This is a genomic window from Aneurinibacillus sp. UBA3580, from assembly GCF_002375825.1.
GTDB lineage: Bacteria > Bacillota > Bacilli > Aneurinibacillales > Aneurinibacillaceae > Aneurinibacillus > Aneurinibacillus danicus.
This window is the reverse complement of record NZ_DFMZ01000006.1, coordinates 1-20,965: the sequence shown is the minus strand read 5'-3', so window position 1 is coordinate 20,965 and position 20,965 is coordinate 1. Positions and strand designations below refer to the sequence as shown.

At 47.8% G+C, this 20,965-nt stretch carries 25 protein-coding genes, 1 riboswitch and 1 other annotated feature; of the genes, 7 read left to right on the top strand and 18 right to left on the bottom strand.

Annotation, left to right across the window (positions count from 1 at the left end):
* From B2899_RS01155 to B2899_RS01135, 5 genes are all read right to left on the bottom strand, one after another.
* Positions 1-456: MFS transporter (locus tag B2899_RS01155; protein ID WP_286883417.1), on the bottom strand; the 456-nt coding region annotated here is incomplete at its 3' end.
* Positions 457-497: 41 nt separating this feature from the next.
* A complete protein-coding gene (locus B2899_RS01150) occupies positions 498-971 on the bottom strand; it encodes a GlcG/HbpS family heme-binding protein (protein ID WP_286883415.1) in 474 nt (157 codons plus the stop codon).
* 39 nt (positions 972-1,010) lie between these two features.
* The gene (locus tag B2899_RS01145) at positions 1,011-2,477 is read right to left on the bottom strand and encodes an aldehyde dehydrogenase family protein (RefSeq protein WP_349679033.1); all 1,467 of its coding nucleotides are present in this window, start codon (positions 2,475-2,477) and stop codon (positions 1,011-1,013) included.
* Between the two features lie 196 nt (positions 2,478-2,673).
* Entirely contained in the window at positions 2,674-3,384 is a 711-nt protein-coding gene (locus B2899_RS01140) for a TenA family transcriptional regulator (protein WP_146808707.1), read from the bottom strand.
* 195 nt (positions 3,385-3,579) lie between these two features.
* The gene (locus B2899_RS01135; RefSeq protein ID WP_146808706.1) at positions 3,580-4,353 is read right to left on the bottom strand and encodes a creatininase family protein; all 774 of its coding nucleotides are present in this window, start codon (positions 4,351-4,353) and stop codon (positions 3,580-3,582) included.
* 193 nt (positions 4,354-4,546) lie between these two features.
* Here B2899_RS01135 and yyaC point away from each other — a divergent pair, with 193 nt between their 5' ends.
* Positions 4,547-5,104 carry a spore protease YyaC gene (yyaC, locus tag B2899_RS01130; RefSeq protein WP_170230148.1) on the top strand — a complete coding sequence of 186 codons (558 nt, stop codon included), beginning with the start codon at positions 4,547-4,549 and terminating at the stop codon, positions 5,102-5,104.
* Positions 5,105-5,139: 35 nt separating this feature from the next.
* Here the strand turns inward: yyaC and B2899_RS01125 are convergent, their stop codons facing one another.
* The 4 genes from B2899_RS01125 to B2899_RS01110 all read right to left on the bottom strand — a co-directional run bounded on the left by B2899_RS01125 (position 5,140) and on the right by B2899_RS01110 (position 10,827).
* Complete coding sequence (locus B2899_RS01125) at positions 5,140-6,573, bottom strand: hypothetical protein (RefSeq protein ID WP_146808704.1); 1,434 nt, start codon at positions 6,571-6,573, stop codon at positions 5,140-5,142.
* 468 nt (positions 6,574-7,041) lie between these two features.
* A complete protein-coding gene (locus B2899_RS01120; protein WP_146812156.1) occupies positions 7,042-8,532 on the bottom strand; it encodes an aldehyde dehydrogenase family protein in 1,491 nt (496 codons plus the stop codon).
* A 188-nt stretch (positions 8,533-8,720) separates the two neighbouring features.
* Positions 8,721-9,605 carry a DUF1444 family protein gene (locus B2899_RS01115; protein ID WP_170230384.1) on the bottom strand — a complete coding sequence of 295 codons (885 nt, stop codon included), beginning with the start codon at positions 9,603-9,605 and terminating at the stop codon, positions 8,721-8,723.
* A gap of 10 nt (positions 9,606-9,615) precedes the next feature.
* The gene (locus B2899_RS01110) at positions 9,616-10,827 is read right to left on the bottom strand and encodes a hypothetical protein (protein WP_170230385.1); all 1,212 of its coding nucleotides are present in this window, start codon (positions 10,825-10,827) and stop codon (positions 9,616-9,618) included.
* 170 nt (positions 10,828-10,997) lie between these two features.
* Positions 10,998-11,126, top strand: a riboswitch (cyclic di-AMP (ydaO/yuaA leader).
* 2 nt (positions 11,127-11,128) lie between these two features.
* Here B2899_RS01110 and B2899_RS01105 point away from each other — a divergent pair.
* From B2899_RS01105 to trpS, 3 genes are all read left to right on the top strand, one after another.
* Positions 11,129-11,482 (top strand): hypothetical protein, encoded by a 354-nt coding sequence (locus B2899_RS01105; RefSeq protein WP_146812158.1) that lies wholly within the window; start codon positions 11,129-11,131, stop codon positions 11,480-11,482.
* Between the two features lie 249 nt (positions 11,483-11,731).
* Positions 11,732-11,872, top strand: a complete 141-nt coding sequence (gene yhfH / locus B2899_RS01100) for a protein YhfH (protein WP_146812161.1) — start codon at positions 11,732-11,734, stop codon at positions 11,870-11,872.
* Positions 11,873-11,976: 104 nt separating this feature from the next.
* Positions 11,977-12,195 (top strand) — a binding site (T-box leader).
* Between the two features lie 43 nt (positions 12,196-12,238).
* Positions 12,239-13,222 carry a tryptophan--tRNA ligase gene (trpS, locus tag B2899_RS01095; RefSeq protein WP_146812162.1) on the top strand — a complete coding sequence of 328 codons (984 nt, stop codon included), beginning with the start codon at positions 12,239-12,241 and terminating at the stop codon, positions 13,220-13,222.
* 254 nt (positions 13,223-13,476) lie between these two features.
* On the opposite strand, the gene B2899_RS01090 is transcribed toward trpS, so the two are convergent.
* The 5 genes from B2899_RS01090 to B2899_RS01070 all read right to left on the bottom strand — a co-directional run bounded on the left by B2899_RS01090 (position 13,477) and on the right by B2899_RS01070 (position 15,624).
* Positions 13,477-14,274 carry an enoyl-CoA hydratase-related protein gene (locus B2899_RS01090; protein ID WP_286883401.1) on the bottom strand — a complete coding sequence of 266 codons (798 nt, stop codon included), beginning with the start codon at positions 14,272-14,274 and terminating at the stop codon, positions 13,477-13,479.
* A gap of 89 nt (positions 14,275-14,363) precedes the next feature.
* On the bottom strand, positions 14,364-14,825 hold the full coding sequence (locus B2899_RS01085) for a DUF533 domain-containing protein (protein ID WP_286883399.1): 462 nt from the start codon (positions 14,823-14,825) through the stop codon (positions 14,364-14,366).
* Between the two features lie 166 nt (positions 14,826-14,991).
* Positions 14,992-15,138 (bottom strand): YvrJ family protein, encoded by a 147-nt coding sequence (locus B2899_RS01080; RefSeq protein WP_146812165.1) that lies wholly within the window; start codon positions 15,136-15,138, stop codon positions 14,992-14,994.
* Positions 15,139-15,148: 10 nt separating this feature from the next.
* Entirely contained in the window at positions 15,149-15,364 is a 216-nt protein-coding gene (locus B2899_RS01075) for a DUF2922 domain-containing protein (protein WP_286883397.1), read from the bottom strand.
* 35 nt (positions 15,365-15,399) lie between these two features.
* Positions 15,400-15,624 carry a DUF1659 domain-containing protein gene (locus B2899_RS01070; protein ID WP_146812167.1) on the bottom strand — a complete coding sequence of 75 codons (225 nt, stop codon included), beginning with the start codon at positions 15,622-15,624 and terminating at the stop codon, positions 15,400-15,402.
* Between the two features lie 187 nt (positions 15,625-15,811).
* Here B2899_RS01070 and B2899_RS01065 point away from each other — a divergent pair, with 187 nt between their 5' ends.
* Positions 15,812-16,267, top strand: a complete 456-nt coding sequence (locus B2899_RS01065) for a PilZ domain-containing protein (RefSeq protein ID WP_146812168.1) — start codon at positions 15,812-15,814, stop codon at positions 16,265-16,267.
* A 117-nt stretch (positions 16,268-16,384) separates the two neighbouring features.
* On the opposite strand, the gene B2899_RS01060 is transcribed toward B2899_RS01065, so the two are convergent.
* Together B2899_RS01060 and B2899_RS01055 are read right to left on the bottom strand one after the other, a co-directional pair.
* Positions 16,385-17,278 carry a phosphatase PAP2 family protein gene (locus B2899_RS01060; RefSeq protein WP_170230386.1) on the bottom strand — a complete coding sequence of 298 codons (894 nt, stop codon included), beginning with the start codon at positions 17,276-17,278 and terminating at the stop codon, positions 16,385-16,387.
* 135 nt (positions 17,279-17,413) lie between these two features.
* Positions 17,414-18,283, bottom strand: a complete 870-nt coding sequence (locus tag B2899_RS01055; RefSeq protein ID WP_146812170.1) for a Rossmann-like and DUF2520 domain-containing protein — start codon at positions 18,281-18,283, stop codon at positions 17,414-17,416.
* Between the two features lie 269 nt (positions 18,284-18,552).
* Between B2899_RS01055 and B2899_RS01050 the strand changes: the two genes are divergently transcribed.
* Both B2899_RS01050 and B2899_RS01045 read left to right on the top strand, forming a co-directional pair.
* The gene (locus B2899_RS01050; RefSeq protein ID WP_146812171.1) at positions 18,553-19,173 is read left to right on the top strand and encodes a DUF47 domain-containing protein; all 621 of its coding nucleotides are present in this window, start codon (positions 18,553-18,555) and stop codon (positions 19,171-19,173) included.
* A gap of 17 nt (positions 19,174-19,190) precedes the next feature.
* The gene (locus tag B2899_RS01045) at positions 19,191-20,189 is read left to right on the top strand and encodes an inorganic phosphate transporter (protein WP_146812172.1); all 999 of its coding nucleotides are present in this window, start codon (positions 19,191-19,193) and stop codon (positions 20,187-20,189) included.
* A gap of 33 nt (positions 20,190-20,222) precedes the next feature.
* On the opposite strand, the gene B2899_RS01040 is transcribed toward B2899_RS01045, so the two are convergent.
* Together B2899_RS01040 and B2899_RS01035 are read right to left on the bottom strand one after the other, a co-directional pair.
* Entirely contained in the window at positions 20,223-20,672 is a 450-nt protein-coding gene (locus tag B2899_RS01040; RefSeq protein WP_146810941.1) for a hypothetical protein, read from the bottom strand.
* Between the two features lie 83 nt (positions 20,673-20,755).
* Positions 20,756-20,965: hypothetical protein (locus B2899_RS01035; RefSeq protein WP_286883391.1), on the bottom strand; the 210-nt coding region annotated here is incomplete at its 5' end.

The following is a 20,965-nucleotide window of genomic DNA, read 5'->3' as shown; positions in this document are numbered from 1 at the left end:
CAACGCTCTTCCACGCGACTCTTGTGGAAAATAGCGGCTGACAAGCCCGATGTTCGTTGCCTGAAACATCGCCGCGCCAAGCGCCTGAACGACCCGCAGGACAAGCAAACCATAGAGCGTTTCCGCAAATAACGTCAAAACAGAGCTAACTCCAAAAATAATATAACCTGTATTATGAATGCGCTTGCCCCCGAACCTATCGCCCCATTTCCCCATCATCGGAAGCAGGGAAGCGATGACCAGCAGATAACCGGAAGCTACCCACTGCACAAGGGAGATGTCCTGCTGAAAGAGTATGGATAGACCCGGAAGCGCAATATTTACGATGCCCGCCGTCAAATGGGAAACAAACGCCCCCAGGCAAATCGCAAGCAGCATGCGATTCAGCTCTCCCATCCGCGCGGCGGGGCGTGCGGCGGGAGCGGCGCTGCTCGACCTGATTAAAGGTTGTGCCATCCGTACCGCCCCTTTTCATTGGAGAAGCTTTCCTTCTTCGGTTATTTTTTAATGTCGGCCTCTACCATCACTTCATACTCGCTGCCCAGATATTTCTGGAGCGCTTCTAAGGCGGCAGTGCCGACCGCTGTATCCTGTTCGCCGTTTCCGCCGCTCACGCCGACGCCACCGATGACCTCCCCGTTTACGACGACCGGGAATCCTCCTACGAAGATGGCAAACTTGCCGGGAATCATTTGCTGAATACCAAAAGCTTCTCCGCCAACGGCTGCAGGACCTCCCTCTTTGTTAAATAGATGTGTGGAGCGCTTATGGCCGGACGCAGTAAAGGCTTTGGCCATTGAAATCTCTACGCCGGTAATGCGCGAGCCGTTCATTCTCTCAAGCGCAATCGCATAACCGCCGTCGTCCACCACGCATATCGTCTCCAGCACGCCGATTTCTTCCGCCTTTTTCCGTGCCGCTTCAATCATAATTTTCGCTTCTTCAAGTTCAAGTCTCAGTACTTGCCGCATAGTTGATTCTCCCTTCCTCTTTCATTCTATGCTTCAAACTTAACGATAAACAGTTTTTGCTTGGACATAAAATGCAAGTGCGTCTCGGCCGCTTTCACGATAGGTGGCCGTGCTGGAATTTTTCATGCCGCCAAACGGAGCGTTGTATGCCACTCCCGTTGTCGGCTTATTCACTTTTACCATGCCGGCTTCAATTTGATCGACAAATTTGGTGGCTGTTTTTTCGTCAGCCGTGCAAATGGCCGCGGCCAACCCGTATTCCGTATCATTCGCCAGCGCCAACGCCTCCTCGAATGAAGAAACTTTCATGACACCGATGACCGGACCGAAGATTTCTTCGCGCATAATACGCATCTCAGGCGTTACATCAACGAACACGGCCGGCGAGACATAATACCCCTTCCTCAATTCGCCTTCTGTCAGCTGTTCGCCGCCGGTCAGAAGCGTCGCCCCTTCCGCCTTACCACTTTCTACATACTCGAGCACGGTACGCAGTTGGCTTTCATTGGCGAGCGGTCCCAACTTAACACCTTCGTCCATTCCGCTTCCGATGGTCAATGTGCGTGTAGCTTCCACCAGCTTTTCCACATAGCTGTCATATACAGCTTCCATTACGAATACCCGGCTTGTTCCGGTGCAGGCCTGGCCAGTCAGACTGAAGCCGCCGGCAATAGTCATCCGCACCGCCTGCTCCACATCCGCATCATCCATCACGATCAGCGGATTCTTGCCTCCCAGTTCGAGCTGTAAGCGTGTCTTAAAGGAAGAGTTCTTGTGAATTTGCTCTCCGGCATATGTGGAGCCGGTGAATGTCACCGCATTGATATCTTTGTGAGAGACAAGAATGCCGCCGATTTTAGATGCCGACCCGGTGATAAAGTTCAGCACGCCGGCCGGCAATCCCGCCTCATACAAACACTCGGCCAGACGAAGTCCGATAAGCGGCGTATCAGAAGCCGGTTTGAAAACAACCGTATTTCCTGTCACCAATGCAGGCGCGATTTTGCGCGCCGGAATGGAAATTGGAAAATTCCACGGTGTAATAACAGAAATGACCCCAAGCGGCTCCTGTTTGGTATAAAGAAAACTGCCATCGTCAGCAGGAAGTGTCTGCCCGGTTACATTCAATCCTTCGGATGCGTAATATCTAAGCGTCTGGGCGGAACGCTTAACTTCCATAATGGCCTGCGCCAGCACTTTTCCTTCTTCCCGTGTAAGTTCCCGTCCGTATTGCTCTGCCCGCTCCTCCAGCAAATCGGCCGCTTTATATAAAATGGCTGCTTTTTTCGAAGGAGGATGCTTCGCCCATTCCTTCTGCGCCCGCCGCGCCGCCGCAATCGCCCGCTCGGCGTCGCGAACATCGGAAGCCGGGAAGCGGCCTACGCAATCTTCGATATCGGCAGGATTAATGCTTTCGAAGTACTGACCGCTAGAAGGTGCCACCCATTCACCGTCAATTAGATTCTGGTACGTTGTTACACCTGTCGCTGCTGTCAAGTCAATCACCTCAACTTTTAGAAGTTAGACAAGAAAGTAAGAGAAAGAGCTTATCGTATCTACTTTCAACCTTTATCCTTATTTCATTTTTAGTACAAACAGCTCTCTCTGTCCGAGAGAGCTGCTTGCATACGGTATAATTTTGACTTTTATCACGGTTACGCTTACCATATATCCAACTTCTTACTTCCAGTCACTCTATTCTCTATAATGTTGCATACGGCTTTTCTTCTACGACAGCACGGTAGATGCCATCGATATACATGCGGCGCATTTCCGTCGCTTTCTGTACCGCTTTCAAGCAGCGTTCCTGCAATTCAGGCGTATTGGCATATTTCAGTACGATTTGGTAGCCACGCTCGCCGTGAATTTCGTCGGAGACGATGTGCAGGTCGAAGAATTCGATTTCATGATCGGTGAATCCATACTTCTCACGCAGAATCGGCGTCTGTTTGCGGTAGATGCCCGGCACCTGTGATTCAAGTCCGATGATGAGCGCCGCCGTTGCTACGATGAAATTCTCGCGCATGGCTATCGCGTAGCACCAGCTTTGCAGACCAAGCGTCGTAGCCAGCATATTGTCCGGGTTTTCCACCTTTTCCCGCGTCGTGCCGCATACTTCGCCGAAGCGAATCAGCAGGTCTGTGTGACGGTCGCCGCCAAGCTCTTCTTCCCACATGTTTTGCAAGAGGAAATCTTTCGCATCTTCATACGGACAATTGGAATACATGTATCCTAAATAGTCTGCGAACGGCCCTACGTAGTGATAGTGCTGCTCTACCCATTTTGCGAACTGCTCGCGTGTTAGCTGACCTTCAGCCCATGCGTTTGTAAACGGAGCTACCTCACTGCTGTTGCCTTTTACCGCCGCTTCCAGCTTCTCGCGAAACACTTCTTTGTCCATCAATTCTGCCATTGTTCATTCCTCCTTGTATATTGTATACCAATTTGGTGAAAGAGTAAGAGCTTGTCCAAATTTATCTTCTATGTATTTCTAACAATAAGATAAATGGCTGCTCTTTTAGTATATTGTATACCAAATCGTTTCTTGTTTTTATATTAACACATATAAACAACCTGTCAATAGAATTTATCTAAAAATTCGAGTTTTCTATAAACTTTTTATAGACCCCTGTACATTGAGCATATACCGCAGCTCTTCTTCTAAGCGATCCAGCGCGGTTTCTACAATCTTTTCTCCAAGTTCGTAGCTGCCCCACGTGGCGTCCCCAATGCAACCGTTCTCGGTCATTTCTTCGTAACGATAGAATCCCTGAAGCGGCTTGCCTGGCCGCAGATGACGCCAACGTGGATTCGGGTTCAACTGCCCCTTCTGCAATTTATCCTCCCTAATAAGCTCCGGCGCAAGATAATACGCCTCCGATATTTCCCGTTCACAGCTATGCCCAAAAGGAGAGGAAGCGATATATTCCTTATAAACGTCGCTTGCACTCGCCGTTGTTTTTGCATAATAAATGGTGACGTCTTGCTCCACGCTTATCTTCTGGCAGGCTACCGATAGCGTAGACTGATTCCCCCCGTGTGCATTCAGCCACAAAAACGTAGTGATACCGTGATGCTTGAGCGACGCAGTAATATCCCGCAACAGGCTAATCATCGTCTCGGGTTGAAGCGAAATCGTACCGGGAAAATTCAAGTGATGCGGCGAGATTCCCATTGTTACAGCGGGAGCGACAAGCGCAAGGGGATGAAGGCGTTCCGCAAGCCTATCGGCCATTCGCTTCGCCAGCACCGCATCGCAGCTTTCCACCATATGCGGTCCGTGCTGCTCATGCGCGCCAATTGGAACAATCGCCAATCTGGCGCTCGTAAGCGCATCTTTAATTTCCGGCCAGGTCATTTGCTGCAGATCATAAATGTTCACAACTACTCCTCCCTGCCTGATTGTTTTTTTGTCTTTTATACTGTATATTGTATACCATAATTTAAATGATGGATAGTCCTTATGTGAATATGTCTTGATATATCCATACTCTTGTTTCTGTGAAAATCATGAGAAAAGAAGGTACCGTAGCATGTGGTATAATAGAGCGAAAAAATTTATTGGAGAGATTCCCATGATTGTACAAACGCATTATAAAGAAAGAACAGCAGCAGAGCAATTAAGCAAAGGTCTGGCGCTTTTGTTCCGTGCGGCAGGAGACCGCCCCCTTGTGTTTGTCTGCATCGGCACAATCAAAGCGATAGGCGATGCGCTCGGGCCGATGATTGGGACGCTGCTTCAGGACAGCGAATTGAAGAACGCGCATGTATACGGCACGATTAAGGAGCCGGTGCACGCATTGAATCTGCATGATACGATGAAAGAAATTCAGCAAAAATACGACAATCCATTTGTGGTAGCCATTGATGCCTCGCTCGGCCACCTGCACCATATCGGCTACATTCAATTGCTCGAAGGCCCGCTCTTTCCTGGCAACAGTATGAAAAAGCAGTTGCCCGAAGTAGGCGATATCCACATAAAAGGCATCGTGAATACGACCGGTCCGTACAACTATATGATGCTGCAGACCGCAAACGAAAAATCGGTACGCAGCATGGCTAAGACCATTGCTTCCGCTTTGTTTAACGCAGCGGCAAAAAGGCATAACAAAGCCGTCGATGAAGTGGTATAACCACCGACTCAACGGCTTTTTGCTTGCATTTGCGCTTACCAGATGAGCACGGCCAGCATAGTCGCAACGACAAGTCCGGTTATTACAGGGAAAAAGTTCTTCCTGGCCAATTCGATGGGCGATACACCGACGAAAGCGGCAACCGCTACCAGCGAAGACCAGGCAATAAATGTACCGCCGCCGGACCAAATCGATCCCATCTGACCAACGGCCGCCAGCATGGATGTGTCAATGCCTGTCCCGTGCGATAGCGCACCGGCAAGTGCGCCGGTAATCGGCAGGCCGGCAAAGCCTGAACCGTCAATACCGCACAAAATACCGACCAATAGCACGCCGAATGCCGCGATAAATTCATTGCTTGGAATATACGCCTGAATACCGTCCACGATATCGAACAAAAAACCAGGTGCCCCTTCGCCGAACACGGCCACAGAGTGCTCCTGTCCACCCAGAAAGAAGAAGGCGGCAATCGGGATAATCGAACCCATAATTTTAATGGCAAACCCGAATCCCTCGGTCAGCCGTTCTCCAATCTCTTCAAAGGCTTCGCCTTTATGCCTGGCAATCGTGGCTACCAGCATAATAAGCGCTGCAGTACCGCCAATTAATGCGCCCGCGTCTCCGCCTTTGATATCGAATACACTCATCGCGACAATATCGAGCAGAAAGGCTACAATAGTAAATATAGCAAAGAATGCAGCAATCGTGCCGGACTCTTTCTGCGGCATAAACTCCAGAGTTGCCGCCGCTTCTGCTTCGCCTTCCCCGAAGTACTCTTTATTCAAGTTATCCTGTTCTTCAGAGGTGTCCACCGGCTTTTTAATGGTTTTAGCAATACGGGCATAAGAGATAACGCTTGCCACTCCTCCTACAACGAGCGTTAGCACGATAGACTTCATCCATACGTCTTCGGCTATTTGCGGTGCGCCGGCCGCTTTGGCAGATAACGCGGGAGCCACCTGCATCAACGCATCAGCAGCCAACGCCATCCCCTGGCCGGCCAACGTTACGGCAATGGCTATGCCCATCGGAGGTAACCCGACGCGCAGCGCTACCGGGATAAGCACCGCAGCGACAAGCGGAATGGCCGGCGTCGGCCAGAATGCGGTCGATAACAGGGCGGTTGCGCCGAATAAAATCCAGTATGCCATATGCCCGTTTACGATGACGCCCTGAATGGGCGCAATCATTTTTCGGTCAGCTCCGAGCTCTTTTAAAGCGTTCAGCATCCCTACCATAAACGCAATCAGCAGTATAATGCTGAACAACTCTTTGGCTGCCATAATATTTGCGTTGTAGATTGCGGCCAGTCCCGCTACGATACCTTCCCCGAATCCGCCTTTATAAGCCCAGCCCAGCAAAAATGTAGTGACGAGCGAAGGAATAATAACCCCTTTGCGGAACAGCATTGCCAGCACAACAGTGACGGCTCCTGACGCGTAAATAATATGTGCTAAATCCCAATCCATCCATATCCCTCCTTGTCTAATTGTCCCTTCCACCCGCCGTAAGCGCTTACTTTCCTTTAGATTTTCCGTTTATCTTTACTGCTTTTCACCTGATTTCTAACTACAAGTTTGCACTCGTCACCCCTCCTTAGCATAAAGTATATTGTATACCATTTATTGCAGTCTAACATATTATTTATGATATTAATAGTATTTTTGCAAATAATCTAACAATTAATTTGATTGAAAATTATTCCTGTATTATGAGAAAAACTCGCGGGCGTTGCCGCTCGTCCTTTTTCCACACAGAAGACAAGCGGCCGCACACGCCTCGCGAGTTTTTCCTCGATTACAATGGAGGGAAAGTATATGTCGCTTTAGCACTGTAAATCGACATATACTTTCCTATACCATAAAAAATCCAGGGAATGGAAACCTGGTTCACGTTTCCACTCCCTGGATTTTATTATTATGAAATTTCCTCTTCGCTTAACGAATATTCACCCAAACACTCTTCACTTCTGTGTATAATTCAAGCGCGTAGCTGCCCATCTCGCGCCCGATACCGCTCTGCTTATATCCGCCAAACGGTGAAGCAGCGTCAAATACATTATAGCAGTTCACCCAAACTGTACCGGCTTTAATACGGTCCGCCAGCTTGTGGGCATTGGCAACGTTCTGCGTCCATACGCCTGCTGCAAGCCCATACGTCGTGCGGTTCGCTCGCTCAATCAAATCGTCAATGTCCTCAAACGGCATGGCCGCCAGCACCGGACCGAAAATTTCTTCCTGGGCGATCGTCATATCATCCGATACTTCCGAGAACACCGTCGGCGTCACAAAATAACCCTGTGCAAGCGTCTCATCCTCCCGCACGGCAGAGATTATCTGTGCCCCTTCTTTTTGTCCGATATCGATATAATCGGTTACCCGATTGTACTGCTCTACCGACACAAGAGGTCCCATCTCGGTGTCCGGTAACAGGCCATTGCCCACTTTAATTTTCTCTGCATGAGATACCATATCACTTAGTACATTATCGTACACTTTTTTGTGTACATACAAGCGTGAACCCGCGCAGCATACTTGTCCCTGATTGAAGAAAATACCGCTCAACGCTCCTGGAATCGCCCGGGACATGTCCGCATCCGGAAGAATAATATTCGGCGACTTGCCGCCCAGCTCCAAGGAAATTTTCTTCAATGTTCCTGCCGCTTTCTGCATAATCAGTCGTCCTACTTCAGTCGAGCCGGTAAACGCAATCTTATCTACATCATAATGTTCGACGAGCGGCTGTCCCGCCGTTTCGCCGAATCCAGGCACGATATTGACCACGCCTTCCGGAAATCCGGCTTCCATAATAAGCTCTCCTAAGCGGAGGGCCGATAGCGGTGTCTGCTCTGCCGGCTTCAATACTACAGTGTTACCGCAGGCGAGTGCCGCGCCCAACTTCCATGCCGCCATAAGCAGCGGGAAGTTCCACGGGATAATCTGGCCGACTACGCCGACCGGCTCCCGTTTCGTATAATTGAAATAATTCGGTACGGAAACCGGAATGGTCTGTCCGTAAATCTTCGTTGCCCAGCCTGCGTAGTAACGGAAATGATCCACTGTTAGCGGGACATCCCCATTGCTCGTTTCCCGAATTGGCTTTCCGTTATCCAGCGTTTCCAATTGCGCCAATTCCTCTGCATTTTGTTCAATCAAATCGGCCAGACGATACAGCAATTGTCCGCGCTGTGACGGACTAATTTTGCTCCATGGGCCGCTAAGAGCCGCTCTCGCTGCTTTTACCGCTCTGTCAATATCCTCTGCATCGCCTTCGGCCACCTGGCACAATACTTCCTTCGTGGCCGGGTTGATCGTCGCGAACGTCTTGCCGCTCGCAGCTTCCACCCATTGACCGCCTATCAACATTTTCTTTGGCTCTTTGAGGAACTTTTCAACATTGGGATGTAACGATGGCGAAGCTAGCTGCATGAACAAATGCCTCCTTTAATTTTTAATATGCCAATCCATCACCTACTATATATGAAGGCGCTCGCAAAATAAATAGTTTTTTTAAGAAAATATAGAATATTCTTTCGATATTTTATTACAAATAACGACAATGAAAGCCGGCATTTTTCGAATAAGAAAAATGTCGGCTCTCTATCGTGCTATTTTGGTTATTGCTCCGGTGGACGCTTTTTTCTGCCTCCATGGCTCGGATATTTATGGCGGGGTTTCGGATTGCGCATCACCATGTACGGTTCAAGCTCTCCGTCCTCATACATAAACGGAATTGGGGAAATGGGAATGTTGCCCCGCATCGAGAAATCAACCGCGATTTGTGCCAGCATATATGCGCCTTTGGCATCCGCCAGATCAGCGACGATAAGTACGTCTTGATGCGGAAGCGCTACGCCCATCTTACCCTTCACTTTCTGGCGCATCCAGGAGAGTAAATTAGGATTCAGTACACGGCTGGCACTGTAACTGTCATCTGCTGCAAAGAAATAGAACACATTATCCCCCACCTGATCCTGCTTTGGTACACTGTCAAGCCGGATTAGATTGGTGACAGCAGTGTTATGCAGCTCGTCTTCCTTCATGCCTGCTTCCGCAAGCATCTCCCGCGTCACCAGCGTATAGCTCATCTGCAAATCGAGCGCGTACAATATCGCCGTTTCCGCCGTATGCTCACGCCATACAATATTCTTCTTTTCCTCTCCCCCAAGAAAAGACGGATGACGAAGCACCGGGTACAGGCGTGCCTCACTGCCACGTAGTGTATGCTTCTGCGTCGCTTCGCGGGCGGTCAGGACCACCTTTTTCACAAAGTCCTGTATCCACTGCTCCTTCTCCGACTCATGCCGCTCTACTTTAGCAAACAGAGGCGCAAGTTTTACATTCAGGCCTCCGTCCCGCTTCTTGGGGTGAAACAGCGTAACAGAGGCTCGCTGGTCGTCTCCGCTCTCTATCCGCCAATCGTCCGGAAGTGAGTTCCGCAGTGATTCTATAACCTTTTGATACGTCTCTTTTTGTAATTCGTCTCTTTTATTTTCTTCCATTGTATCTCCTTTACGTCTGAAAAAGCTTCTGTTCGAATTCTTGAATAACCTGGCTGGCATCTTCCCCTGTCCAATCCGCGAGCCGGGCAAGGGCGGTCTGGATAAATTCGATGAATTCATCCAGCTCTTCGGCGTCATATACCACTTCGTCGCCCTCCATACGGGATGTCACCACCATCGATGTAACAAACCGTGTCATCGGAACGTATTCATCATTGAGAAAATAAAACACATACGGGTACTGCTCCACCAGGCGGCTGGCCCATGCGTTAACCCCCTCATCCCCCATGACATCCTCAAGCTCACCGGAAAAACCGTAAAACGAAAACACCAGACCGCCTCTCTTCTCGCGGATGCGCTTTGGATCTGACAGGATATCATCAAAAAAAGCAGCCAGTTTTGTAATATCTTCCTTCTCCACTTCTTCGCGCGACACTTGAAGCGGCGTAATATGGGCAAACTCGTCCTCTTCCGCTTCAGGCCGGGCTTCAGGTTCCGCATTATTGAGTTCTGCGCTGTCTAATCCGTATCCATGCTCAGCAGACGACAGCGTATCCTCATCCTCTAAACGCTGTGACATCGTGTCCAGCCACCGTTCAAAGCGGATAAAATCCTCTTTCTTCAGTTCCCAGCCAATCGCTTCGGCGAACATGCCCACAACCCGGCGTGCATCCCACCCGAGCGCCTCACACGTATCATAAATCATGACCAGACGGCTCTGCACGAATGTATGCTGTTTCTCCGGCTGCACAGGTAACACATACGTCCGGTAAATTCTGGCCGTTTCTTCATCTGTCCAATCAAAAAACGCAGTGGCATCATATGTCTCCCGCTCAGCGCCCTCGATATATTTTCCGATACGCTTGCCGAAGAATTCGTCAGTCTCCGCCGCCAGATCCGGCGAAAGGCGAAGCTGCAGGCGACCCTCACCGCGCAGCCCCCGTTCAATTTGCTCCAGAATTTCTTCGATAAGGCGAAAGATTTGTTTATAGCTATGGTGCTCAATTTTATCGCGCGTAATGACATACGTGTACGGTTCGGCACGTCGTTCTTCCAACACTTTCTCTTCCACGGCAACACCTGATACGGAATCCGCCCCTTTTGCCTCTTCCGCTTCCATTGTATCTTCCATTAGCTCCATCTCTGGCCGTTCTGTCGCCTCTTCACGCTCTTCCTCGTTTTTCCGTCCCGCAAACATTCTGCGCAGGAATTGTCTTACCATGATTTAACTCCTCCTGTTGCCTTTTCCTACGTATTCGACACTCTTTTTATGTTTTCCTACCCTATTGTAAGGGTAAAATGACAGCAGGAAAAGCATCCAAAGCACGTATCTGGCGTGCGCTAAAAATCTAATTGACAATCTGCTCTCTTGTGCCTTATGATGATTCAATCATGATTCAATCGCCGAATCCGTAAGGAGCGGGGGACCCACGTAGTAGGGGTGAATCACCTCTGGTGTAGGGCATTCAACCTTATGCCCGAACCCGTCAGCTAACCTCGTAGGCAAAATAAGGAGAGGAATTATGGTTAGCTTTTTCAGGAATGTGTTAAAAAAAGAAGCCAAGCCAAAAACATTAATTGAATTACAAACAGATGCAAAGAAGTGTTTAAGCGGCTTAACAGGCAAAAAAGTGACCGTAAAGGTAGAGACAAAGCAGGAGAAAAAAGAAATTAAAGGAATTCTCAAGAAAGTGTCTGCTGAAATTATGGGCACGCAGCATCAATGCCTGCATTTCTGTCTTGACATCAATACGCAGAGTATCGGGACGCTGGAAGTAAGCTCCGTTTACGAGGACGATGACCAGGTCATTGTGCTGTGTGAGCCAGACCACGCAAAGCCAGGACACTACAACAAAATCATTACAGTTACGAAATAAGAATATTGACACCCCGCCTCTCTAAAAGGTTGGGGTGTTTATTTTTTTGTGCCTTTGCGGCAATAAACAGGTAACGGTTTAGAGCCAAGGGGCGCTCTGTTTTCATGTAAAAATATAAAATTTTTAGTATTTCAAAGAAATTCGGAGAATAACGGAGTATTTGCGATGTAGCAACTACTTTATAATATAACAGTAATTTGTAACATAATATCTGTTATATTACAATGATAAAAAAAGGAGGCGTCAACGATGATTCCAGTATCTGAGTTCTATAACAACCTTCCAAAAAAAACATGTGCCCGCTGCGGTGTTGTATTATCTGAACAAGCCGAATCGTACAAGTCCGAGTGTGAAGATTGCCATAATAAAAACGATAACTATCCCGCTTAATTTACAATTCCAGGGGAATTTATGGAAAGCTTCATAAGCATGATGTGATGTAATCACTTGAAAACCATGGTCGTTTTGTATTATCATTATTTTCAATTCAAATAGTAAAAGCAATGATGAAGATAAGTAGGCGGAACGAGGCGTCGCAGAGAGCCGGGGGCGGTGGAAGCCCGGTACGTACTCCCCGCACGAATGGACTTCTGAGCTCCCTGTTGAACGCGAATGCCAGTAGACAGAGGCGGGTTCCCTCCGTTATGCGGGAAGAAAGCGAGCCGGCAAAATGCCGGTTAATTAGGGTGGCACCACGGTCCCTCGTCCCTTGCGGATGGGGGATTTTTTTATTTTACATAAGAGGAGTGGACAGGTATGAAACAAATTTTTTCCGGCGTACAGCCGAGCGGAAGCTTTACGCTGGGCAACTATATCGGAGCAATGAAACGCTTTGTTGATTTACAGGAGGAAGGCAATTGCATTTACTCTATCGTCAACCTTCACTCGCTGACCGTACCAAAGGAAGCGAGCGAACTGCGTGATTATACGATGCAGCTTGCCGCCATGTATTTGAGCATTGGTATCGACCCGAAAAAATCGATCCTGTTTATTCAGTCCCAGGTACCCGAGCATGCCGAACTCGGCTGGCTGATGCAGTGCACCGGCTATATCGGAGAGCTGGAGCGCATGACACAGTACAAGGACAAATCTGCGGGGAAAGCGGTTGTGACGGGAGGTCTGTTAACGTATCCGGCGCTTATGGCGGCGGACATCTTGCTCTATAATACGACACATGTGCCAGTCGGCGAAGACCAGAAACAGCATCTCGAATTTACGCGGGATATGGCGGAACGCTTTAACAAAAAGTACGGCGAAACTTTTGTTATTCCTGAGCCGATGATTCAAGAATTCGGCGGCCGGATCATGTCGCTTGACGATCCGACCAAAAAAATGAGCAAAAGTAATCCAAATGCAGGCAGCTACATCGCGCTGCTGGACGAGCCGAATGTCATCACAAAGAAGATTAAGCGTGCCGTTACTGATTCGGAAGGCACTGTACGTTACGACAAGGAAAACAAACCTGCCGTCAGCAATCTGCTGACTATTTATTCGGCCTGCACCGGCGAAACTATCGAGACGATCGTACAGCGTTATGAAGGCCGCGGCTACGGCGATTTCAAAAAGGATCTCGCTGAAGTAGTAGTCGACACTCTCACGCCAATTCAGGAAAAATACAAACAGTGGATCGACAGCCCGGAATTAATTACCATCCTGAAAGACGGCGCGGAACGTGCCCGGACAATCGCTTCCGCTACCATGGATAAAGTCCGTAAAAACATGGGATTAGTCACGTTTTAAAAAGCACAACCACCATGCTTTTCAGCCGCAACCCCGACATGAAAATCGTGGGAAGGGCGGCTGACTTTTGGGGGACGAAAGGAAAGGAAAGGAAAGAGGGGAAAGAATGAGGAGAGGATTTCAATGTAGAAAAAGGTGAACGCCTTTTTCTACCCTGGCTCTCCTTTCCTCGTTCTCTCCTTCTTTCCTCACGATTTTCACAGAAAAAAGGCCTGCCTATATCGAACAATAAGCAGGCCTCTTATCTTATCCATTTATTCTCCCTTAAACTCCGGCTTACGCTTTTCGCTGAAGGCATTGAGCGCTTCGATGCGATCCTTTGTCGGGATGATGACTTCATACGCTTTCGTTTCGATTTTCAGGCCGGTCTTTAAATCAGCTTCCATGCCGTAGTTTATCGCATATTTCGCCTGCATGACAGCCAGCGGGCCGTTTTGCATAATCTCTTCCGCCAGTCCGCGGCATTTCGGAAGAAGGTCTTCACGCGTCGTCACGCCGTTTAAAATTCCCAATTTCTCCGCTGTAACAGCATCAATTCTGCGCCCAGTAAAAATAAGTTCCTTCGCTTTGCCTTTGCCAATTAAGCGCGGCAAACGCTGTGTGCCGCCAGCGCCCGGAATAATCGCCAGGCTTACTTCCGTCAGCCCCATTTTAGCCGAATCTACCGCGTAGCGGAAATCGCATGCCAAAGCCATCTCGAACCCACCGCCGAAGCAGAATCCGTTAATCGCGGCAATCGTCGGCTGCGGCAATTCTTCCACCATATCAAATACGGAACGAATCTTATGAATAAACTGGCGTACCTGCGCTTCGCTCATCGTTCGTCTTTCTTTCAAGTCTGCGCCCGTGCTAAAAGAACGATCACCCGCACCTGTAAAAATGACGGCACGAATTCCTTTATCAAAACGGATTTGGTCAAGAATGCCTTCTAACTGCGTCAGTACTTCGTAATCAAAGCAATTTAGCTCATCCGGACGATTCAGCGTCACATACGCCAGATGTCCTTCTTTCTCGAATAAAACTTTGGTCTTCGCCGCTACTTCGTTACCCATACATTCGCCTCCACTTTTTCTACAGTTTGCCACTCTCCCCTGCAGAATCAATTCGACAAATGTATGCGTTTTCCTCCTATTTAAATCACTCAGGAAGAGACTTTCTTGTTCTTGAGCGGTTGCACGGTTCTCACGATGGTTTCCCAGCGTGCTAACCAATTGATGCCTTCCATTACCCATGTTTCAATCTCTTTTATCTTACTGTCAATAAGACCGAGCGCCCTCCCAATCAAATAAACCATCGTGACTTCTTCCTGTGCAATCTCTTTGTCCAGCGTAGCCAATTTAAACATTTTGCGGACAAGCATCATTTTTTCCGGCTCACTCAAGTACGGGCTTACCTCACGCGCCAGGTCTTCCGGATTTTTCGGGTTCTCTAAATCATCATGAAACACCTGACGTTCCCGCACGGTGAAAATATCAAGATTCACCTGACGGAAAATCCGTTCCATTTCCTCATCATCTAAGTATCCGTCCGCCTGAGCCACACAGATCAACAGTCGGATTTCGTATAGTTTCGGATGGCTTGCTGCATCCGTTCCTTCTTTCATTTAACCCGTGCTCCTTTCTTGAAAACGCTTTATTGTTATCATTATAACATTTTTATTTATGATAATTGTTATGAAAATCGTAACGTTTATACAAAATTTATACACGATCATATTCAGCCGTATGAGCAAAAAGCGGTCCCGCTCATAAATACAGGACCGCTTTTTTTCACTCCTTTACGGAATGGATGGTTTGCGCAAGCTGGGCAATGGATGTCGTAAGCTGTTCGAGCCTGGCTTCAATCCGTACAAGCAGGTACAGCGTAATCGCGACCGGAAATCCCACATTTGAAATGAAGGCCACCCATTCGTTCATGCGCTTCTTCCTATGCAAACGAAACCGGCAATACGGTATGGTCGATTACGCGTGCGGCCTTTTTTCCGACAATGTTTCCCGACATCGCGGAAAAAGCTTGCTTCGCTACGAGAAGCTCCATCGTATTCGCTACTTCAATCGGATCGACCGGAAGCTTCGGGTTCGGAACCGCTATTCGCACAGTGCCGCCACCGCTTGTCGCAAATGTCATCTCCAGGGTTTTCATATCTTCTCACCTCTTTTTCTTCTTTGGACTCGTCCCTATTCTTCCGTTAGTTCGCTTACGACAACTTGCTGCACGCCCGCAAACGGCAGCGTCTGCAAACCAGCCAGGGCATTTGCGATTTCATGAATATCGTCACCGCTGACCGATGGTGCCACATTTTTGTATATCTTTTTTGCCAGCTTCACATTTCCCTTCGCATCCACGCCGTCTTGAAACAAAAGAACCATCTGCACCTCTGTTGTTCTTCCTGTTACCGCCATGCCTGTCACCTCCTCCCTTTCGGCATCTTCTGCCTTTCTACTTCATAATTCAGGCACTTTAAGCAAAAAAGGGACAATAGGCGACATAAACTTAAGAAAAATATAATAATCCAAAAGAATCATGCCTCTTACATCTTAAGACGTATAAAATAAAAGAATGGAATTCCATAAAAAGGGAAGGGAACGTATGATAGATCAAAACAAGCGACAGCATTTTAGACAAACGTTTCAAAAACCGCTCTGTGCCAATATGACCATCGTCAGAATCAAGGATAACGAAATTGATACGAGAAGCACAAAAACATGCATTCTTGATATCGGTCCCGGAGGCTTGCGATTTATGACCAATCTGAAACTTCCGGTAAACCCATACGTTGTCCTGGAATTTCAAACCCGCATTCTGGATCGCACACTCAGCTTCCATGGATATATTGTCAGAAAAGTGGAGGGAACGAACGAATTTCATGAATACGGCGTGAAATTCGTACTCGATGAGACTGAACAAATGGAACTTGCTACACTCCTAAATGCGATGGCCATCCGCCTGCGCCGTCATTCACAGACTACATCATGCCAGTTCTGCACGAAAGACGATTACAGCCAATGCCTGAGAAGCATAGAGAGTCCCCCTCCGCTCCTCTGATCCCAAAAATAACTCCGAGGATCTTTTTTCCTCTTCCCTTTCCTTCTTCCTTCATGATTTTCACAAAAAAAGAGGGCTGCCGCCCCCTTTCGTTCACTTACCTTTATACTCACCTTATTAACGATTGATTCGCTGTATAGCTTCTCTTTCGGCTGTACGTACAGGAAGAGAACACGGCAGCACATGACGCGCTTCCCGTTCGGCATCTCTAGCCGCAAGCTGTGCGATGATCATGGGGGCACATGCATTCGCCAGACGGTAAAGCGCCCAGCCAAGCATAAGCCCGCCGGCTACATCCAATACCCAGTGAATGCGCAAATATAGCGTGGTGAAAATGATCAGCACGCTGTATATTCCCCAAAATACCGCAAACCGCTTATTTTCTCTCATGGCCAATAGCATGCAGGCAAACGCCACCGATGTATGAAGACTCGGAAAACAATTCTTGACCGAGTACGGCACATGTCCCCAATTATACCCAATGGTTGACCACACTTCATGTACGTTAAAAAACAAATAAAACGGAAGCGCGACAATGGCATGCACCAGCCAGTTGACAAACAGGAGGCGAACGAGCGTTTCGCGATTTGCCGTTACATAAGCGTATACTGCATAGACAAGATACACAGCGATGAAACCAATCACGTACACATCATACAGGGGATCGGCCGGGGTAAGTTCCCGGAACCAAAAGAAAGAACCGTCATTGTAAGGAATAGAAGCCATAAACGCATTGGCGTCCATATAAAACGGCTGCTTCTCCGCCCAGGCATGCAGTGCATCATTCGCCTGGAAAATCGATGTCGAAATAATCCCCATGACAACAATACTCAACAATACAAACGTATTTGTAAACCACTCTTGGCGTCTCGTTCTTCGAATGCGCTCAATGTCTTTGTCTTGTACAGTCAACGGCAATAGCAGCAGGATAATGAATAGGCTATTAAAACCGATTTCATATGAAACAAGCAACGCAATGAACAGGGTACATAGAAAACGTCGAACCATCATCTGTGTCACCTTTTTATACAACTTTGACTTAATATATCGATATCCTTCTTTATTTATATCACAAAAGAATGTCAACATAGTAAGTATGGCTTATATAGCTATCTACCGCGCACCCGCACAAACAAAACTGGTACATTATTCGAACAGGTCGTTCAGTCGTTCGATCGCCCGTTCATCCTTTAGCTGTTCGCGTGCGGCTGTTGCAAGCGTAATTTTCCCCAGCGTCTTGTAAAAAGGAACTAAGTTCGGGGCCGTCTCCATCAGCGCTTTCAAATGCGTCTCCACGGTGCCTGTGTCTCCTCTGACCACCGGGCCGGTTAGCGCCTGTGCCGCCCCCTTCTCAATTACATTTTGTACCGTAGTTTCAATCAGCGGAAAAAGTGCAGACAACGCCTTCCTCTCTTCTATTCCGGTGGTCTTCATCAATTCGACCGCATACCCAATGACGCCCGTCAGAGCGTTAGAAGCAATGCTTGCTGCTGCATGATAAAGCGGCTTCTGGCATGCAGCAAGCGTAAAATGTGCCTGGCCTATTCTGTCCAGCCAATCGCCCAACTGTTTTACAGCTCTTGCATCTCCCTCTATACTGAACATTGCCCGCTCCATCGCTCTGCATCCGGATGTTCCTCCGGCAAAAGTCTGCAGCGGATGAAGCGAGGCAACCAATGCCCCCTTTTCTGCCAGCGGCGCCAGTATATCCGATGCTCTGGCACCGCTCATATGAAATATGACTTTTTCCTCAATAGGTATTGAACTATTTGCTATAGCCGCGCTCACTTCCCCAATGGCGCCATCGCTTGTCGTAATCGCAATCCAATCACTGCTTTTTAATAACTCGTCCAATATCCGGAACGGACGGCAGCCTCTCCCCACCGACTCTGCCGCTATCTGTGCATGTCTATAGGTACGACTGTAATAGCCGGATACATGCTCTTCCCGGCGTGCAAGGTAAAGACCGAACGCGGTTCCCAATCTTCCCGCGCCAATAAATCCAATCTCCGTCATTTTCTATCTCTCCTCTTGCATATAATCTTTCATTTTATATGAAAATAATATGGTATACACTTATAAAAACAAACCGGCATGCGTCATTTTTCGTCATATCGGGTAGTATTCAGTATACATGTAATAAGGGGAACCGGATATTTGTAAAGTTTGTGTAAATTTTATAAGAGCGCCATTGTCTTTTAGTAAATTTTTAATTAAGATTTCAATGTCCAATGGGATTTGCTAAAATGAAGCTTGTATGAAAAAAAATTTGGAGGTATTGTTGCATGATTTTCTCGGCAAAACGAGATGTGTTTCTGGATATGTTATCCACAATCGCCGAAAATGTAAAAGCAGCGGCTCAGTATTTCGTTGATTTCAAAATTAAAAACGAAGCAGATTTGAAAGAGTTTGCCACTACAATGAAAGAATATGAGACCAAAGGCGACCGCTATATTCACGAAATTATCGTGGCGCTAAATAAAACGTTTATTACTCCGCTTGAAAGGGAAGATATTCTTGAATTGGCGAATACGATGGACGACATTCTCGACGGCATGGAGCAGTGCGCTTCCCGGTTTGAGATGTACAACATCACCAAAGTGGACGAATATATGATCCAATTCACTGAAAAAATCCTCAAAAGCACGGAAGAAGTGGCCAAGTCCGCCAAGCTGTTAAACAAGAAAAAACTGATGGACATCCGTCCGCATGCCATTAAAATCAACGACCTGGAGTCCGAATGCGACGACCTGTTGCGTGTGTGCATCAAAGAACTTTTCATCAAAGAAAAAGATCCGATTAAAATTATTCAATACAAAGAGCTGTACGAAATCTTCGAAAGCATTTCCGACAGCTGTGAGGACGTAGCCGATACCCTCGAAACGATCATCATGAGAAATGCATAAGGAGAGGCTCTTTTTTTATGGATACAATGATGATACTTATTATCGCGATTGTTATTCTCGCGTTAGCATTTGATTTTATTAACGGATTTCATGATACGGCCAACGCAATCGCGACTTCTGTATCGACCCGTGCTTTAACCCCGCGAACCGCCATTATTCTGGCGGCTGTCATGAACTTCATCGGGGCCATTACCTTTACCGGGGTCGCCAAAACGATAACAAAAGGAATTGTAGATCCGTTCACGCTCGAGAACGGTACTCTTGTTGTGCTCGCCGCCCTTATTTCAGCGATTGCCTGGAACCTGATTACCTGGTGGTACGGAATTCCCAGCAGTTCCTCGCATGCGCTGATTGGCTCCATTGCAGGTGCTGCGATCGGAGCGGCCGGTTTTGGCATACTGAACTACACCGGCTTCATAAAAATCCTTCAATCTCTGATTATTTCTCCGTTCCTTGCGTTGGGCGTCGGTTTTTTAATGATGACACTGTTTGCCCTGGTATTTAAGAACTTCAATCTTGGCAAAACAAACCGCGGCTTCCGGACGTTCCAGATTTTCACGGCTGCCCTGCAGTCCTATTCACACGGAACGAATGATGCGCAGAAGGCGATGGGGATTATTACGCTGGCGCTTATCGCCGGCGGATTCCAATCTTCCAGCGAAATTCCGGAGTGGGTGCGAATCAGTGCCGCAATTGCCATGGGTGCCGGTACATCGGTCGGCGGTTGGAAAATTATCAAAACGGTAGGAGGAAAGATTATGAAGCTGCAGCCTGTGAACGGAGCAGCGGCAGACTTATCCTCCGCGGTCATTATTTTTGGCGCTACACTTATCCATTTGCCTGTTAGTACAACACACGTTGTATCTTCCTCTATTATGGGTGTAGGTGCCGCTAAACGCGTAAAAGGCGTAAAATGGGGTGTGGCACGCAGAATCGTTATGACATGGATCATCACGCTTCCAAGCTGTGCATTGCTGGCGGGTATTATCTACAAAATTCTTGCGCTATTTTTATAAATAAAATCCCGGCGGGTAAGTCCGCTGGGATTTTTATTTACGGGAGCTATACAACTGTACTTTTATATTGCCCAATCCCTCTACAGCATGCACAACCATAACGGCCAGCTTTGCGTCGTTCGCTTTATCCTGAAGTTGTCTCACCACGAGAAAGAGATCCTGATATAAATAGGAGAAATCCACATGCTTTTGCGGATATTTCTGTTTTAACTTCTGATCGATCTCCTTCAGTTTTTTTCCTGTTGCAAGCAGATTTTGTACCAATTGAGCGCTTACCTGGGGCGTTAACTTATAGGTGGCCTCATACTCCAGAATATCTTTATACAGCGTGCCCATATGCTCTATCGTTTCCTCGCCGCGCAGCGCCCGAAACTCCGCGAGGTAGCTGTCTGTCGTATACTGCTGGTATTTAATAATTCCAAGATACACAACCGCGAGAATCAATGTGTAGAGCACCAGCTGTTTCCCGATTTTTTTCTTCACTGCAACCCCCTCCGCTCTTTTCCCTTCTGTACATGTTATTCTTGTCCTCCACGGTTTTATGTCATAAAAAACACCATGGCCGATTAACCACAAGTCCTAACATGAAAATGAAGGAAAGGCAGCTGAATTCTGTCATAAGAAAGAAAAAAGAGGAAAGAGTGAGGACAGGACTTTAATGTAGAAAAAGGCGACTGCCTTTTTCTTCCCTGAATCTCACTTCCTCTTCCCTCCCCTTCTTTTCTCATGATTTTCACAGAAAACCACCATGGCATCTCAGCCGCAACCCCGACATG